13 protein-coding genes are annotated in these 15735 nt (G+C 66.3%); 7 read left to right on the top strand and 6 right to left on the bottom strand.

The genetic code is table 11. The features are described 5' to 3' along the window. Positions 1–9: 9 nt before the first annotated feature. Complete coding sequence (locus G6N44_RS24515) at positions 10–1215, top strand: sensor histidine kinase (protein ID WP_235682865.1); 1206 nt, start codon at positions 10–12, stop codon at positions 1213–1215. Continuing rightward, on the top strand, positions 1212–1829 hold the full coding sequence (locus G6N44_RS24510) for a response regulator (RefSeq protein WP_163668540.1): 618 nt from the start codon (positions 1212–1214) through the stop codon (positions 1827–1829). The genes G6N44_RS24515 and G6N44_RS24510 overlap by 4 nt, the downstream gene beginning before the upstream one ends. On the opposite strand, the gene dapC is transcribed toward G6N44_RS24510, so the two are convergent. Next, positions 1818–2924, bottom strand: a complete 1107-nt coding sequence (gene dapC, locus G6N44_RS24505; RefSeq protein WP_163668539.1) for a succinyldiaminopimelate transaminase — start codon at positions 2922–2924, stop codon at positions 1818–1820. The two genes, G6N44_RS24510 and dapC, sit on opposite strands and share 12 nt — an antisense overlap. A gap of 29 nt (positions 2925–2953) precedes the next feature. Next, complete coding sequence (gene fdxA, locus G6N44_RS24500; protein ID WP_163668537.1) at positions 2954–3277, bottom strand: ferredoxin; 324 nt, start codon at positions 3275–3277, stop codon at positions 2954–2956. 266 nt (positions 3278–3543) lie between these two features. Here fdxA (G6N44_RS24500) and G6N44_RS24495 point away from each other — a divergent pair, with 266 nt between their 5' ends. The 4 genes from G6N44_RS24495 to G6N44_RS24480 all read left to right on the top strand — a co-directional run bounded on the left by G6N44_RS24495 (position 3544) and on the right by G6N44_RS24480 (position 9457). Continuing rightward, positions 3544–5559: an NADPH-dependent 2,4-dienoyl-CoA reductase gene (locus G6N44_RS24495; protein WP_163668536.1), complete on the top strand. Its 2016-nt coding sequence runs from the start codon at positions 3544–3546 to the stop codon at positions 5557–5559. A gap of 141 nt (positions 5560–5700) precedes the next feature. Beyond that, a complete protein-coding gene (locus G6N44_RS24490; protein WP_163668535.1) occupies positions 5701–8034 on the top strand; it encodes a nitric-oxide reductase large subunit in 2334 nt (777 codons plus the stop codon). After that, the gene (locus G6N44_RS24485) at positions 8031–8657 is read left to right on the top strand and encodes a hypothetical protein (protein ID WP_163668534.1); all 627 of its coding nucleotides are present in this window, start codon (positions 8031–8033) and stop codon (positions 8655–8657) included. Before G6N44_RS24490 ends, G6N44_RS24485 begins: the two co-directional genes overlap by 4 nt. Next, complete coding sequence (locus tag G6N44_RS24480) at positions 8654–9457, top strand: slipin family protein (RefSeq protein WP_163668533.1); 804 nt, start codon at positions 8654–8656, stop codon at positions 9455–9457. Before G6N44_RS24485 ends, G6N44_RS24480 begins: the two co-directional genes overlap by 4 nt. On the opposite strand, the gene G6N44_RS24475 is transcribed toward G6N44_RS24480, so the two are convergent. Next, entirely contained in the window at positions 9454–10089 is a 636-nt protein-coding gene (locus G6N44_RS24475) for a helix-turn-helix transcriptional regulator (protein ID WP_163668532.1), read from the bottom strand. The genes G6N44_RS24480 and G6N44_RS24475 overlap by 4 nt on opposite strands. After that, a complete protein-coding gene (fdxA, locus tag G6N44_RS24470) occupies positions 10086–10430 on the bottom strand; it encodes a ferredoxin (protein WP_163668531.1) in 345 nt (114 codons plus the stop codon). Before fdxA (G6N44_RS24470) ends, G6N44_RS24475 begins: the two co-directional genes overlap by 4 nt. 49 nt (positions 10431–10479) lie before the next feature. Between fdxA (G6N44_RS24470) and ctaD the strand changes: the two genes are divergently transcribed. Next, the gene (ctaD, locus tag G6N44_RS24465; RefSeq protein ID WP_163668530.1) at positions 10480–12177 is read left to right on the top strand and encodes an aa3-type cytochrome oxidase subunit I; all 1698 of its coding nucleotides are present in this window, start codon (positions 10480–10482) and stop codon (positions 12175–12177) included. A gap of 92 nt (positions 12178–12269) precedes the next feature. On the opposite strand, the gene G6N44_RS24460 is transcribed toward ctaD, so the two are convergent. Continuing rightward, the gene (locus tag G6N44_RS24460) at positions 12270–12818 is read right to left on the bottom strand and encodes a YceI family protein (RefSeq protein WP_163668528.1); all 549 of its coding nucleotides are present in this window, start codon (positions 12816–12818) and stop codon (positions 12270–12272) included. A gap of 125 nt (positions 12819–12943) precedes the next feature. Continuing rightward, positions 12944–15535, bottom strand: coding sequence for a bifunctional FO biosynthesis protein CofGH (locus G6N44_RS24455; RefSeq protein WP_163668526.1), 2592 nt, complete (start codon positions 15533–15535; stop codon positions 12944–12946). Between the last annotated feature and the right edge of the window lie 200 nt (positions 15536–15735).

Here is a 15735-nt window from a genome sequence, read left to right as displayed (position 1 = left end):
CATCGGCAGATGACCGAAACCCCGGCGTCGCGGGCCGCGCTGCGCGAACCGTCGGACTGGCACTGGATGTGGGAGACCTACGTCTGCGGGCTGTGCGTCGCGGCGATCCTCGCCGTCGTGCTTCTGCGACACACCTTCGGCGGCAACCTGCCGGTGGCCTGCGGAGCGCTCATCGCGATGGTGGTGATCGTGCTGGCATTCGGACGCAACATCATTCGCGAAGCAGACCCGATCGCCGGTCCAGTGCGGGCGCGGACGGCAGCGTTCGTGGCGGTGATGATCGGACTGTGGCTCGTCGCACTGCTGGCGGCACCCCCGGCCGTCGCGGCGGTTCCGGCGCTCTACCCGCTGATCTTTGCGACGCTGCCACTGACGGCGGCGCTGACGCTGACCTTCCTGGTCACCGTCGCTCCGTTGGGCCTCGCTGCGGCAAGCCACGGGCCGGGATGGCCGAGTTTGCCTGCCGTGGCGGCGGTGACCCTGGTGGGCGCGGTGGCGGCACCGATCATCGGTACGACGATCATGACGACCATGCGCCAGCGGCAACAGTTGACCGAGACGGTCGCCGAGCTGGCGGCCAGTCGGGCCCGGGCCGCTCAACTGTCCCGCGAGGCCGGGGTGGCCGCCGAGCGGGAGCGACTGGCCCGGGAGATCCACGACACCCTGGCACAGGGGTTCACCAGCATCGTGGCGCTCGCCCAGGCCGTGCAGGCCGAGCGCGAGAGCGATCCGGCCGCCGCCGCCCGGCACGTCGAGCTGATCCGCAGCACCGCACGGGACAACCTGGCCGAGGCACGCACGATGGTGACCCGGTTGACGCCGGCCGCGTTGGAGAAGGGCTCCCTGCCCGCCGCCCTGCGCCGCCAGTGCGAACGCCTGGCTGCCGAGACCGGCATCGTGGTCGACGTCCATATCGACGACGACCTACCGCAGCTCGGGATGGCCACCGACGTGGTGTTGCTGCGCAGCGCACAGGAGGCGATGGCGAACGTACGCCGGCATTCCCAGGCCGATGAACTCCGGGTCCGGCTGGAACCCGCGCCGGACGGGGTACGACTTTCCCTGTCCGACAACGGCGTCGGCCTACGGCCCCATCACGTCGACGGATTCGGCCTGCGTGGCATGCAGGCCCGGCTGGATCAGGTCGGCGGCACGCTGACACTGTCCACACCAGATGGTGGCGGCCTACAGGTGATCGTGGCGGTCCCGGCATGACCACCGTTCTGCTGGTCGATGACCATCCGGTGGTCCGCGAGGGGCTCCGCGGCATGATCGATGTCGAGGACGACCTGACCGTGATCGGGGAGGCCGGCTCCGGGTCCGAGGCGATCGCGCTGGCCCACACACTGCGACCCGACGTCATCCTGATGGATCTGCGGATGCCCGGGATCGACGGGGTCACCGCGACTGCGCAGATTCTGGCCGACAATCCGTCAACCCACATCGTCGTGGTCACGACCTACGAAAGCGATACCGACATCCTGCGCGCCGTCGAGGCCGGGGCGACGGGCTACCTGCTCAAGGATGCGTCCCGCGCCGAGCTGGCCCGTGCCGTGCGCGACGCCGCGCGCGGCAAGACCGTACTGGCCCCCGGGGTTGCCGACCGACTGGTGAACGCGGTCCGCGCGCCCGCGGTGACATTGTCGGTGCGGGAGGCCGAGGTGCTGGCGTTGGTGTCCACCGGTGCCACCAACGCCGATATCGGCCGCGCCCTGCACATCAGCGAGGCCACGGTGAAGACGCATCTGCTGCGCGCGTTCCACAAACTCGGGGTGTCCGATCGCACGGCGGCGGTCACCACCGCGATGTCGCTGGGGTTATTGGGCTGACAACCGCTGCACGGCAGTGGCGATGCGCTCATCGGTCGCGGTCAGCGCAACCCGGACGAACTGGGCCCCGGCGGGACCATAGAACTCGCCCGGCGCCGCCAGGATCCCGCGCTCGGCCAACCACCGGACGGTGTCGCGGCACGGCTCCCCGCGGGTGGCCCACAGATACAGGCCGGCCTCGGAGTGCTCGACGGTGAACCCGGCCGCCTGCAGGGCTGGCAGCAGGACCGCGCGGCGCCTCGCGTACCGCTCGCGCTGGGCGATCTCGTGCTCGTCGTCGTCGAGTGCGGCCACCATCGCGGCCTGCACCGGTCCAGGGACCATCATCCCGGCGTGCTTGCGCACCGCGAGCAACTCGGCGACCACAGCGGGGTCGCCGGCGACGAACCCGGCCCGGTAGCCGGCCAACGACGACGTCTTGGACAGGGAGTGGATGGCCAACAACCCGGTGTGGTCACCGTCGCAGACCGACGGGTGCAGGACGCTGAGCGGTTCGGCTTCCCAGCTCAGCCCCAGATAGCACTCGTCGGAGGCGACCAGCACGCCGCGGTCGCGGGCCCAGGACACCACCTTGCGGAGGTGATCCAGCGGGAGCACCTTGCCGGTGGGGTTACTGGGCGAGTTGAGAAAGATCAGGGCGGGACGCTGCGGGCCCAGCTGAGTCAGTGAATCGGCACGCAGCACCTGCGCCCCGGCCAGCAGGGCACCGACCTCGTAGGTCGGGTAAGCCAGCTCAGGGACAACGACGGCATCGCCGGGGCCGATCGCCAGCAGCGTCGGCAGCCAGGCAATCAGCTCCTTGGTACCGATCACCGGCAGCACCGCCTCCGGCGCCAGGTCGGTGATGCCGTACCGGCGTCGCAGTGCCGCTTCGGCGGAGGCACGCAGGGCGGGGGTACCGGCCGTCGTCGGATAACCGGGAGCGGAACTGGCGGCAGCCAGCGCCCGCTGGACGACCGGAGCTACCTCATCGACGGGCGTGCCTACCGAAAGGTCGACGATTCCGTCGCGGTGCGAACGGGCCAGAGCGGTGACGTCGGCCAGGGTGTCCCAGGGGAACTCTGGCAGTGCCGCCGAACGACGCTGTCGCACCACGTCAGTCTCGAAACCGGATCCGACTGTGCTCAGTCCTCGGCCTTGGCCGGCAGATCCTTGATCACCTGCGGATCGTTGTCGGTCTGGCCGACCTTGGAGGCGCCGCCGGGCGAACCCAACTCGTTGAAGAAGTCGGCGTTGACCTGCGTGTAGCTACCCCACTGGTCCGGCACGTCATCTTCGTAGTAGATGGCCTCGACCGGGCAGACCGGTTCGCACGCGCCGCAATCCACACACTCGTCGGGGTGGATGTACAGCATGCGGGCACCCTCGTAGATGCAATCGACAGGGCACTCCTCGATACATGCCTTGTCTTTGACGTCGACGCAGGGTTCGGCAATGACGTACGTCACTGATGTCTCTCCTGTCCAGTGGGCTGCTGGGCTCGGTGTTCGGGGACTCTGATGAGTTCGACGTCAAAGTATGCGTTGCCCATACTCGGACGCTCGTCTCAGTGTGCCCTAACTTATGCGCGTCACCCCACTCTGGGAGAGGCGCGCAGTAACTGATACTAAACGTCGCACATACACCACGCCTAGCCGCCCGACCGATTCCGCCAACCCGCCCTAAATCAATCAATTAGTTGCATAGGACCGTCGGTCCCACTTACCCTGCGGACATGGCGTTGAGCTATCCGCACCTTTTGTCGCCGTTGGACCTCGGGTTCACCACGCTGCGCAACCGCGTGGTGATGGGCTCGATGCACACGGGTCTCGAAGACCGCGCCGGTGACACTGCCAAGCTGGCCGAATACTTCGCCGAGCGAGCCCGCGGCGGCGTCGGGCTGATCATCACCGGCGGCTACGCCCCGAACCGGACCGGCTGGCTGCTGCCGTTCGCCTCACAACTGGTGTCCTCCACCGAAGCGCGGCGCCACCGCCGGATCACCGGCGCCGTGCACGAGGCCGACGGCAAGATCCTGCTGCAGATCCTGCACGCGGGACGCTATGCGTATCACCCACTTTCGGTGAGCGCATCATCGATCAAGGCCCCGATCAACCCGTTCAAGCCGCGCGCCTTGCGGGACGTCGAGGGCACTGTCGACGATTTCGTCAGCTGCGCACTGCTGGCCCGCGAGGCCGGTTATGACGGCGTCGAGATCATGGGCAGCGAGGGCTATCTGCTCAACCAGTTCCTGGCCCCGCGTACCAACAAGCGCACCGACGCATGGGGCGGGACGCCCGAGAAACGCCGCCGCTTCCCGGTCGAGATCGTGCGACGGGTGCGTGAGGCGGTGGGCCCCGACTTCATCATCTGCTACCGCCTGTCGATGGCCGACTACGTCGAGGACGGTCAGAGCTGGGAGGAAACCGTTGCCCTCGCAACGGAAGTCGAGGCCGCCGGAGCGACGATCCTCAACTCGGGCTTCGGCTGGCACGAGGCCCGGATACCCACGATCGTCACCTCGGTACCCAACAGCGCGTTCGTCGACATCAGCAGTGCGGTGGCCGAACACGTCTCCATCCCCGTGGTGGCATCCAACCGGATCAACATGCCGCAGAACGCCGAACAGATCCTGACCGACACCCACGTCCAGTTGATCTCCATGGCGCGGCCCTTGCTCAGCGATCCGGACTGGGTACTCAAGGCCGCCGAGGCGCGTGCCGACGAGATCAACACCTGCATCGCATGCAATCAGGCCTGCCTCGACCATGCCTTTGTGCACCAAAAGGTTTCGTGTCTACTCAACCCCAGGGCCGGGCGGGAAACGACACTGGTGCTCAGCCCGACACGTCGAGCCCGATCCGTGGCCGTCGTGGGGGCCGGCCCGGCCGGACTGGCCACCGCAGTCAGTGCCGCCCAGCGCGGCCACCGGGTGACACTGTTCGAGGCGGGGTCGGCCATCGGAGGCCAATTCGACCTGGCGAGAAGGATTCCCGGCAAGGAAGAGTTCAACGAGACCATCAGGTACTACACGACGATGCTCGACAAGTTCGAAGTCGACGTGCAGCTGGGGGTTCGGGCCGGAGTCGACGACCTGACCGGCTTCGACGACGTGGTGCTCGCCAGTGGGGTGACGCCGCGGCTTCCCGCCATCCCCGGGATCGACCATCCGAAGGTGCTCACCTATGTCCAGGCCATCACCGGTGCACCCGTGGGTAAGTCGGTGGCGGTGATCGGCGCCGGCGGGATCGGCTTCGATGTCAGCGAATTCCTGACGACCGACAACTCGCCCACGCTGAACCTCAAGGAATGGAAGGCCGAATGGGGCGCGGCCGACCCGCAGGAAGCTCGCGGAGCGCTCACCACTGCGGTGCCCGCCCCGGCCGTCCGTGAGGTGTACCTGCTGCAGCGCACAAAGGGCCCACAGGGCCGCAACCTCGGCAAGACCAGCGGCTGGGTGCATCGCGCCTCATTGAAAGCCAAAGGGGTGCATCAGCTTTCCGGAGTGAACTACGAGCTCATCGACGATGACGGTCTGCACATCAGTTTCGGTTCCGAACGCCGAGACCGGCGTGTGCTCCCCGTCGACAACGTGGTGATTTGCGCCGGGCAAGAGTCGGTGCGCGATCTCGAAGACGCGCTGTGTGCCCGCGGCATCACACCACATCTCATCGGCGGAGCGGCCGTCGCCGCCGAACTCGACGCCAAGCGCGCGATCCGTCAGGGCACGGAGTTGGCCGCCCGGCTCTAGGCCCATCCCGGAAGCGATGTGCTCGGCATTCCCCAATTCCCGAATATTTGACGTTCGGGAAAGGTAGCTTCAGACGCGTCGACAACGTCCATCGTGCGGGGTCAATCGTGGTTCCGCACTGTTCTGTTGGGGAGTCAGAGCATGGCGATCAAGCCCGTCGAACCACCCTCATCGTCGCGCGCCGATGTCACGTCGGCCGAACGGCTGATCGGCAAAGGCTGGGTCCAGGGCGTCGCTCTGGTGATGATCTTCGGATTCTTCGTGATGGGCATCCTGGCCTATCGCACCTACACCGCATCGATGCCGATGCCGGACAAGGTGGCGACCGAATCCGGCCGGGTGGTCTTCACCGGCGAGGATGTCACCCGCGGCCAGGAGATCTTCCAGGCCCGCGGACTACAGGAATACGGGTCGATCGTCGGTCACGGTGCGTACCTGGGGCCCGATTACACCGCCGACTACCTGCGCCGGGCCACCGATGACGTCGCAGCACAGTTGCGGGCCGGTGGCATGACCGATACCCACAACGCCGTGGTCGAGGAGTTCCGTACCAACCGCTACAACCCGGACACCGGCACCCTGATGTTCACCGACCGGCAGGCCACCGCATTCGACAACATCACCGCGCACTATGCCGCGTTCTTCGGCGAGGACTCCACCAAGTACGGTCTGCTCCCGAAACTGATCACCGACCCCACCGAAATCCATGACCTGACAGCATTTTTCGCCTGGACCGCGTGGGCGGCGGCCGCCGAGCGCCCCGGCCACAGCTACAGCTACACCAACAACTGGCCGGCCGAACCGCGGGTGGACAACGGACCCACCGCCCAACTGGTGGTCTGGTCGGCACTGTCTCTGGTGATGCTGCTGGGCGGCACCGGGATCATGTTCGCGGTCTACGGCCGGTGGAGCCAGAAGATCGGCTGGCAGAGCAGCGAAGCTCCCATCCTGTCCTTCCGCCAGCCCGGTGAGGTGGCGCTGACCCGCTCCCAGCGCGCGACGATCTGGTTCTTCGCGATCGTCTCGGTCCTCTTCCTGGCCCAGGCCCTGCTCGGCGCCGCGGTCCAGCATTACCGGGCCGAGCTGTCCAATTTCTTCGGCCTCGACCTCGCCGCGCTGCTGCCCTACAACCTGGCCCGCACCTGGCACCTGCAGCTGGCCCTGCTGTGGCCCGCCGCGGCGTTCCTGGCCGGTGGAATCTTCCTGACCCCGTTCATCGCCCGACGCGAACCCAAACGCCAGCACTGGCTGGCCTACGGTCTGCTCGGCGCCCTCGTCGTGGTGGTGGTCGGCTCGCTGATCACCGAAGCCCTGTCGATCTACGGCCTGGTCCCGTCCGGATCGCTGTTCTCCCAACAGTGGGAGTACCTTGACCTGCCCCGGTTGTGGCAGGTGCTGCTGACCGTCGGCATGTTCCTGTGGATCATCATCATCTGGCGCGGCATGCGCGATCGGCTCAGGGGCGAAGCCAAAACCAACATGCCGTGGGTGTTCCTGTTCGCCGGCCTGGCAATCCCGGCCTTCTATGCAGTCGGACTGCTGGCCGGCAGCGACACCCACCTGACCGTCGCCGATTTCTGGCGGTTCTGGGTGGTGCATCTGTGGGTCGAGGACTTCCTCGAACTGTTCACCACCGTGATGGTCGCCTACATCTTCGTGATGCTCGGCGTGGTGAGTCAGCGGATCGCACTCGGCGTCATCTTCCTCGACGTGATCCTGTACTCCGCGGGCGGAGTCATCGGCACCATGCACCATCTGTACTTCTCCGGAACACCGGTGGAGCACATGGCACTCGGAGCATTCTTCTCGGCCGCCGAGGTGATACCGCTGACCTTCCTCACCATCGAGGCCTGGGCCTTCCTGCAACTGGGGTCCAGACAGAGGGCCGGCGACACCAAACCATTCCCGCATCGCTGGGCGGTGATGTTCCTGGTGGCCGTGGGTTTCTGGAACTTCGTGGGCGCAGGCATCTTCGGGTTCCTGATCAACCTGCCGATCGTGTCGTACTACCAGATCGGCACCGCGCTGACCGCCAACCACGGACACGCGGCGATGATGGGCGTGTACGGCATGCTGGCGGTCGGGCTGGCCATGTTCGCCTTCCGCTACGTGATCCCGTCGCAGAAGTGGCCGGAGAGGTGGGCACGAATATCGTTCTGGTGCCTCAATATCGGGCTGGCCTGGATGGTGTTCGCCAGCCTGCTGCCACTCGGGGTCATCCAGCTGTACCACTCGGTCAACCAGGGGTATTTCGAGGCCCGCTCGCTGGGCTTCCTCACCCAGCCCGGCAACGCCCTGCTGGAATGGCTGCGCCTGCCCGGTGACGTCATCTTCATCGTCGGCGGCATCCTGCCGTTCATCTGGATTTCCTGGCAGGCGCTGCGCCACTTCCGCTACGGCGAGACCGCCGACGAGCTGCCCGAGAACCCGCTCTACACCGAGATCCCGGCCACCCCGGTGAAAGAGGCCCCTTGAGTCCCCCGTCGGTCACCGCGTGGCTGGTCGCCGGCTACGCGATACTGCTGGTCGCGGTCGCATGGGGGTTCGACTCGATGGCCCGGCGGACATCGGCACGCGCGTTACGTTGGCGCACCGGACAATTCACCTATCACGCCGACCACGACGCCTGGAAGTGCCCGGAGGACCAGTGGTTGTGGCCGACATCGTTCGACCCGGCCAACCGGGTGATGCGGTATCGCGCCAAGCCCGCCGTCTGCAACAGCTGCCCGGTCAAGTCCACCTGCACGACGTCCTCACACGGACGCGAGATCAGCCGCGAGGTCGATCCGTGGCCGCACTCCGAGGCCGGCCAGTTCCACCGCGGAATCGCCTGCGTGATAGCCGGTTTGGCGTTGATACTGCTCGCGGCGACCCTGATCGACCAGCACGGCGCCGGTGACGTGATCGTGCTGCTGACCACCGCGGCGGTCGTCGCCGCCGCAACGGTGCCGTTGGCCCGTCACCTGTGGTCGAGCCCGGCCAACGCACCCGACCACCTACCGCACCGCACGGGCGAGCAGGAGCTCAGCGCCGCGACGGTCGACCGGTTCACCACTCGGTGGGGCGGGGACTGGTCGGACCGGAAGGAGAATCAGTGAGCGGATTGTGGTTGTTCCTCGCCGCGGCGGGGGTGATCGTGTTGATCGCGCTGGCCTACTTCTCGTTGAAGGTGCTGCGCGAATATGAGCGCGGCGTGGTGTTCCGGATGGGACGCGCCCGGCCGTTGTACGGGCCGGGCCTGGTGGCGCTGCTGCCATTGGCCGACCGGATGGTGCGTGTCGATCAGCGCGTAGTGACGCTGACCATCCCGCCGCAGGAAGTGATCACCCGCGACAATGTGCCCGCGCGGGTGAACGCCGTGGTGATGTTCCAGGTGACCGATCCGCTGAAAGCGATCATGGCGGTGGAGAACTACGCGGTGGCCACCTCACAGATCGCCCAGACCACACTGCGGTCGCTGCTCGGCCGGGCCGACCTTGACACGCTGCTGGCGCACCGCGAGGACCTCAACGTGGATCTGCGAAGAATCATCGAAATCCAGAGCGCCCTGTGGGGTGTCGAGGTGCGCGTGGTCGAGATCAAAGATGTGGAGATCCCCGAGTCCATGCAGCGGGCGATGGCCCGCGAGGCCGAGGCCGAACGCGAACGCCGCGCCAAGGTGATCAATGCCCGCGGTGAGCTGCAGGCCTCCGAGGAGTTGCGCCAGGCCGCCGAAACCCTGTCGAGAAATCCCGCCTCGCTTCAGCTCAGATACCTGCAGACACTCCTTGAGCTCGGGGCCGACCAGAATTCGACGGTGGTGTTCCCGCTGCCGGTCGACATCATCACACCGTTCTTGAAGAACCCCGCCATCCTGGGTGAGGCCGTGGCCAATGGGTTGGCCAAACACCGGGACTAAGTCGCTGTTGAGCCGCTCAGTTGTGCGACGCACCGGTCGGATTCGACGAACGGGTGCAGGCTGTCAACCGTGACCGGTGCGCCCCAGGCCGTCATCGCCCCCTGCATCAGACCCAGGTGCACCGGGCAGATGACGTCCGGATGTTCCCGCGCAAATTCCAGAAAAGGACAGTGCCGCAACGCGATTTCGGTGCCGGCCTGGTCTGGTTCGGGGGCGAAGCCGAGGTCGTCGAGCAGGTCGACCAACTTCTCCACCGGCGTTCGGTCGGCCGCATCGGATCGGTCGGCCGCCAACCGCGCACCCATCTTGCGCCCCGCTGCAATGGCAGCCGCACCGGGTGCCGCCTCAGCGCCGACCGATTCGACCAGTGCCTCGGCGAGCAGCCGATAGTGGCGCGGACCTGAGGGGTCCATGCCGCCAACCGCGGCGAACAGCTGGGGCGGGCGCCCCGGCTTGTCCCGCGCGCCCGCGACCCGGCGGACCTGTTCCTGCGCGAGGAGGGCATCGAGGTGGAAGCGCACGGTGTTGGCGTGCACGTCGAGTTGTTCGGCGATGGCCGCGATGCTCATCGGCGTATCCGCGTCGCGCAACACCGCCAGGACGTCACGGCGTCGCCCACGGGGCGCGTTCATGACGGTTGTGGCGGCAGGCTCGCCACCAGCGGCGCGTCCGCAGCCACCGGCCCCAGCTTGGCCGCCCCGCCGGGCGAGCCCAACGGCTCGTCCCGTCCGGGCAGCGTGTCGGAGAAGAACGCGTCGTTGTCATCCTTGTAGGCCTCGAGCTCGTCGGGCAGGTCATCCTCGTAGTAGATGGCCTCGACCGGGCAGACGGGTTCGCAGGCGCCGCAGTCCACACACTCGTCGGGATGGATGTAGAGCGCACGCGCACCCTCGTAGATGCAGTCGACCGGGCATTCCTCGACGCACGCGCGATCCTTCACATCAACACATGGCTTGCCGATCACGTATGTCATGGCCCATAGTTTATACAAGGCTTGTTTGTAAAAAAACTGGAGCAATGCGATGACGGCACACACAACCTCGTCAATCAGCACCGACCTCACCAGCACGCGGCCATTCCCGCCGCGTCTAGGGCCACGTGGAAATCTGGTCTACAAGCTCATCACGACCACCGATCACAAGATGATCGGGATGATGTACATGGTCGCGTGCTACGTGTTCTTCTTCACCGGCGGCTTGATGGCGCTGTTCATCCGCACCGAACTCACCGCACCGGGGCTGCAGTTTCTGTCCACCGAGCAGTACAACCAGTTGTTCACCATGCACGGCACCGTGATGCTGTTGTTCTACGCCACCCCGATCGTGTTCGGATTCGCCAACCTCGTCCTACCTCTGCAGATCGGCGCACCCGACGTCGCGTTCCCGAGGCTGAACGCCCTGTCTTTCTGGCTGTTCGTGTTCGGTGCCCTCATCGCCCTCGCCGGGTTCATCACTCCCGGTGGCGCTGCAGACTTCGGCTGGACCGCCTACGCCCCGCTGAGCAATGCCATCCATTCCCCCGGCGCCGGCGGTGACCTGTGGATCCTGGGTCTGGCCGTGGCCGGTCTCGGCACCATCCTCGGAGCCGTCAACATGATCACCACCGTGGTGTGCATGCGCGCGCCCGGCATGGTGATGTTCCGGATGCCGATCTTCACCTGGAACATCCTCGTCACCAGCGTTCTGGTGCTGATGGTGTTCCCGCTGTTGACCGCCGCACTGTTCGGCCTGGCCGCCGACCGTCACCTCGGCGCTCACATCTACGACCCCGCCAACGGCGGAGTCATCCTGTGGCAGCACCTGTTCTGGTTCTTCGGCCATCCCGAGGTCTACGTGGTGGCGTTGCCGTTCTTCGGCATCGTCACCGAGATCATCCCGGTGTTCTCCCGCAAACCGCTGTTCGGCTACACCACCCTGATCTACGCGACGATAAGCATCGGCGCCCTCTCGATGGCGGTCTGGGCACACCACATGTTCGCAACGGGCGCCGTTCTGCTTCCTTTCTTCTCGCTCATGTCGTACATGATCGCGGTACCGACCGGTATCAAGTTCTTCAACTGGATCGGCACGATGTGGAAGGGGCAGTTGACATTTGAAACACCGATGCTGTTCTCGGTGGGCTTCATGGTCACGTTCCTGCTCGGTGGACTCTCCGGTGTCATGCTGGCCAGCCCGCCGATCGACTTCCACGTCACCGATACGTACTTCCTGATCGCACACTTCCACTACGTGCTGTTCGGCACCATCGTGTTCGCCTCGTTCGGCGGCGTGTACTTCTGGTTCCCGAAGATGACCGGCCGACTGCTCGACGAGCGCCTGGGCAAGATCCATTTCTGGCTGACGTTCATCGGTTTTCACACCACGTTCCTGGTGCAGCACTGGCTGGGTAACGAGGGCATGCCGCGTCGCTACGCCGACTACCTGCCGTCGGACGGTTTCACGACGCTCAACGTGGTCTCCAGCATCGGCGCCTTCATCCTGGGTGTCTCGATGCTGCCGTTCGTGTGGAACGTCTTCAAGAGTTGGCGCTACGGCGAGCCGGTTGTCGTCGACGACCCGTGGGGCTACGGAAACTCGTTGGAATGGGCCACCAGTTGCCCGCCGCCGCGGCACAACTTCACCGAGCTGCCCCGGATCCGTTCGGAACGGCCGGCTTTCGAGTTGCACTACCCGCACATGGTCGAGCGGATGCGGGCCGAGTCGCACATCGGCCGCCATTGACCCGCGACGCCCCACCCACCAATGTCACGCTGGAGTGGCTCTCGGACGCGAGAGCCACTCCAGCGTGACAAAGGGTTGGGTCAATCAGCAGATCAGGCCTGCTTGAGCGCCTCGATTTCGAGGGTGATGGTCACCTTGTCGCCGACGACGGTGCCCCCGGTCTCCAGAGGCATGTCGATGTCGATGCCGAAGTCCTTGCGGTTCAACACCACCGAGGCTTCGAATCCGGCCACCGCACCCTGACCCATGCCGGCGTTCACGCCGTTGTACTCAAGCTTGAGCGACACCGGCTTGGTCACGCCCTTGAGGGTGAAATCGCCCTCGACGACGTAGTCGTCCCCGTCGGGTCGCACACCGGTGGAAACAAAGGTCGCGGTCGGGTAGTTCTCGGCATCGAAGAAGTCTGCGGACCGCACGTGCGCGTCGCGCTGCTCGTTGCGGGTGTCGATCGAGGTGACGTCGATGGTGGCGTTGACCGACGGGGTGCCGTCCTCGGCGACGACAACCGCGCCGCTGAACGTCTGGAAACTACCCCGCACCTTGCTGACCATGAGATGGCGGACTGAGAAGTTGACGGACGAGTGCACAGGATCGATGGCCCAGGTACCTGCGGTCAGGTCGGTGGCTACGGCGGCGGTCATGGTGTCTCCTCGGGTCTAGTGCCGGCCGGTCCGGCGCCTTCATCAGACACAACCGGACCGCAGTCCGATTCAATTCCCGATTGCGGAGATTTTCTTCCACCTTTTTCTTGCCGAGCGGTGAAAACCTAGGCAGCGAGCGGCGAGTAGTCCGTGGTGCGCTGCCGGGCGGGACGGCCGATGCCCTCGGCGATCGCGACGAGTTCGGCCACCGTCTTGGCCGACCCGTTCTCCGAACCGGCCATCCGGGAGATCGTCTCCTCCATCAACGTGCCACCCAGATCGTTGGCACCACCGCGCAGCATCACCTGGGTGCGCTCGACGCCGAGCTTCACCCACGACGTCTGAATCGACGAGATCCTGCCGTGCAACATGATCCGAGCCAAGGCATGCACAGCACGGTTGTCACGGTGCGTCGGCCCGGGACGGGATCCGCCGGCCAGATACAGCGGCGAGGACTGGTGCACGAACGGCAGCGGCACGAATTCGGTGAAGCCGCCGGTCTGATCCTGGATGCCACGGAGCACATTGAGGTGGCCCACCCAGTGCTTGGGCGTGTCGACGTGGCCGTACATCATCGTCGACGACGAGCGCAGGCCCACCTCGTGCGCGGTCGTCACGACATTGATCCACTCCGAGGTCGGCAGCTTGCCCTTGGTCAGCACCCAACGCACCTCGTCGTCGAGGATCTCGGCGGCCGTGCCGGGGATCGACCCCAGCCCGGCCTCGCGCAGCGAGGTAAGCCACTCCCGCACGGACAGGCCGCTGCGGGTGACGCCGTTGGCGATCTCCATGGGCGAGAAGGCGTGTACGTGCATGGACGGCACGCGAGCCTTGACGGCCCGCACCAGATCGGCATAGCCGGTGACCGGAAGCTCCGGGTCGATGCCGCCCTGCATGCAGACTTCGGTGGCGCCGGCGACGTGGGCCTCCCAGGCCCGGTCGGCCACCTCGTCGGTGGACAGCGAGTAGGCGTCGGCGTCGCCCTTGCGCTGGGCGAAGGCGCAGAACCGGCACCCGGTGTAGCAGATGTTGGTGAAGTTGATGTTGCGGTTCACGACGTAGGTGACGTCATCGCCGACGACATCGCGACGCAGCGAATCCGCCAGTGCGGTAACGGCTTCCAACGCCGGACCATCCGCCGTGGCCAATGCGAGGTACTCGCCGTCACTGCAGCCGCCCGGATCGCGTTCGGCGGAGCGCAACGCGGCCAGCACATCCGTGTCGACGCGTTCGGGGGCGCGGGCAGCCAGTTCGTGCACCTTGGCGCGGATCGACTCCCAGTCGCCGAACGCACTGTCGAGGTCACTGCGGGTCTCGGTGAGCCTGCCCTCGGAGTCGATCGCGGAGTGCAGATCGATGCGGCCCAACGATTCCGATGCTTCGTCGGGTTCCTGCCACGGCCGCCCGACCGGGTTGACGTCAATGGCGAACCCGGTGTCGGGATCGGCCAGTGCGTCGACGTGCTCGCGCACCCGCGGATCGATCCAGGCCGCCCCGGCCTGCACGTACTGCGGTTGCGCGGTGAGCCGCTGCACCAGGTCGTAGCCGGCTTCGGCGGTGACATCGGCCAGTTCGTCCAGCGCCGGCCAGGGCCGTTCGGGGTTGACGTGATCGGGGGTCAGCGGTGAGACCCCACCCCAGTCGTCCACACCAGCACCGATGAGCGCCAGGCATTCGTCACGCGACACCAGGTTCGGCGGAGCCTGGATCCGCATCTTGGGCCCCAGTACCAGCCGCGTCACCGCGATCGTCGCCAGGAAGTCGTCGATCCCCGCATCGGGCGTAGCCGCCATGGCGGTGTGGTCCTTGGCCCGGAAGTTCTGCACGATCACTTCCTGGACGTGCCCGAACTCCTTGTGGGACTTGCGGATCGCGTGCATGGTCTCGGCACGCTCGGTCAGCGTCTCGCCGATGCCGACCAGCAGGCCGGTGGTGAACGGAACTGAAAGCCTGCCGGCGTCGTCCAGGGTGCGCAGCCGCACCGCCGGGTCCTTGTCCGGGCTGCCGTAGTGCGCCTCGCCCTTGACCTCGAACAGGCGCCGGGAGGTGGTCTCCAGCATCATGCCCATCGACGGCGCGACGGGCTTCAGCCGAGACAGCTCCGACCAGCTCATCACGCCCGGATTCAGGTGCGGCAGCAGCCCGGTCTCCTCGAGCACGCGAATGGCCATGGCTCGCACATAGTCGAGCGTGGAGTCGTAGCCGCGCTCATCGAGCCACTGGCGGGCCTCGTCCCAGCGTTCCTCGGGGCGGTCACCCAAGGTGAACAACGCCTCCTTGCAGCCCAACTCCGCGCCGCGGCGAGCCACGTCGAGAATCTCGTCGGGCTCCATGTACATGCCCATGCCCTGTGCGCGCAGCTTGCCGGGCACGGTCACGAAGGTGCAGTAGTGGCAGGTGTCGCGGCACAGATGCGTGATGGGGATGAAGACCTTGCGCGAATAGCTGACCGGAAGCCGGCCGTTAACCCCGTACCGGCCCGCCGATTGCAGGCCCGCATCGCGTACCCGGGCGGCGCTGGCACACAGATCCGCCAGATCCTCGCCACGGGCCGTCATCGCGATCGCGGCCTCGTCGACGTTGAGGGTCACGCCGTCACGAGCCCGGCGCAACACCCGCCGCAGAGCCCCCGAAGTGGTCGGCGCGGTGGGCGCAGCGGACTTCGGCGGGACGGCCGGGATGGGCAGATCGGCGCCGTGCTGGGGGTTCAGAGCCACTTCCGTGTAACCCCGTCGTTGTGCACGATCATCCACGCGTCTCACATTCTGGAACCAATGCGCCCGGCATACCGGCCACAGTAGCCCCAGCACGTCAACGTGGTGCGGGGCGCTTACTGGACACGGACGGTAAAGGAGCCACAAACCAGTGGGCCACCACGTAAGTTAATCGAGTCGGGGAGGGGATACCGGAGGGGTCG

The sequence above is a fragment of the Mycolicibacterium alvei genome, assembly GCF_010727325.1.
GTDB classification, from domain to species: Bacteria; Actinomycetota; Actinomycetes; order Mycobacteriales; family Mycobacteriaceae; genus Mycobacterium; species Mycobacterium alvei.
The sequence above is the reverse complement of the archived record's forward strand: the minus strand, read 5'-3'. Positions and strand labels throughout refer to the sequence as shown.